A 782-nucleotide genomic window follows, 5' to 3' on the forward strand; every position below is an offset into this window, starting at 1 on the left:
GATGACAGCGCGACGGGTTCAGCCGGCGATGACACGATCGATCTGGGCGCTGGCGATGATAGCATCAACGCGGGTGAAGGCGACGATAGCATCTCTGGTGGCACCGGCGACGATACAATCGCAATCACAGACAACTTCGGCAACGACACGATTGTCGGTGGCGAAGATGCAGGTGATGGAGATGTTGACGTTTTGGATGGCTCTGGCCTGACAGACGACGTCACGGTGGACTTGTCTTCCCCTGAAACGGGCACATTGTCCGACGGAACTGACACGCTGTCCTTCGATGAAATCGAAGAGATTGTTCTGGGTTCTGGCGACGATAGCGTCACTGGGTCTTCTGGCGATGACGTGATTGATTTGGGCCAAGGCGCTGACACGATCAACGCAGGCGCAGGCAACGACACTATCGATCTTGGCGAAGACAGCCCGGGCAATCCGGATCAAGATCCCGATGTTGTTGTGCTCGAAGATGGGTTCGGCGACGATATCGTCTCCAACTTTGACGCGCCAACCGACAACGGCGACGGTACCTTCACAGGTATCGATACGCTTGATGTGACAGGTCTGAACGACGACACAGGCGTGCCAGTCAACACCAACGACGTTGTTGTGACCGACGATGGATCAGGCAACGCTGTTCTGACCTTCCCGAACGGCGAAAGCATCACGCTTGAGGGCATCGCCCCGGCCGACGCAGATGATCCGTTCTACCTCAACGCAATCGGCATCCCCCTGCCCGACGGCACAGTGTCTGGCGGCGCTGGCGACGATCTGATCGA

At 57.5% G+C, this 782-nt stretch carries 1 protein-coding gene; it reads left to right on the forward strand.

All coding sequences use genetic code 11. From position 1 onward, the window contains the following. The coding region (locus J3L16_RS15875; protein ID WP_278252904.1) for a calcium-binding protein at positions 1-782 on the forward strand (782 nt) is incomplete at both ends.

Source organism: Alteromonas sp. 5E99-2 (assembly GCF_017368475.1).
Classification (GTDB): domain Bacteria; phylum Pseudomonadota; class Gammaproteobacteria; order Enterobacterales; family Alteromonadaceae; genus Alteromonas_F.